The sequence below is a fragment of the Hyphomonas atlantica corrig. genome (genome assembly GCF_000682715.1).
Taxonomy (GTDB): domain Bacteria; phylum Pseudomonadota; class Alphaproteobacteria; order Caulobacterales; family Hyphomonadaceae; genus Hyphomonas; species Hyphomonas atlantica.
In genome coordinates, this window is record NZ_AWFH01000054.1 from 1 (window position 1) to 451 (window position 451).

Sequence of the window (451 nt, forward strand, 5' to 3'; positions counted from 1 at the left end):
ACCTGATCGAGAACGGAGATTTTGAGGACAACCCTGTTACGGGGGCGTCGGGCTGGGGTCTGTTCGATGCGATCCCGGGCTGGATTGCGATCCAGGGGGATCTCGAGATCCAAAAGGGGGAGAATGCGGTTTCGGACCTGGGTGTTGCGGGCAATGGTCTGGTTGAACTGGCGGGCCGGGAGAACTCCGGTATCCAGCAGACAGTGACGGTGGCGGAGGGCCAGGAGGGGATCTACCTTCTGAGCCTGGACCATGCGCGGCGCCGGGATGACAACTGGATTGCGAGCTTTGACGTGCTTGTGGATGGTGTGGTCGTTGCGTCGGTTGATACGAGCGTGCAGGGCAGCGTGCAGCAGTTTGAGCTGGAAGTTGCGCTGACGGAAGGGGATCACACGATTGCCTTTGTGGAGACGAGCCGCAATGACGGGCGCGGTACGTTGATCGACAATGT

Annotated in this window: 1 pseudogene; it reads left to right on the plus strand. The window is 60.3% G+C overall.

Annotation, left to right across the window (positions count from 1 at the left end):
* A pseudogene (locus HY36_RS18565) lies at positions 1 to 451 on the plus strand (hypothetical protein); the annotation flags it as partial.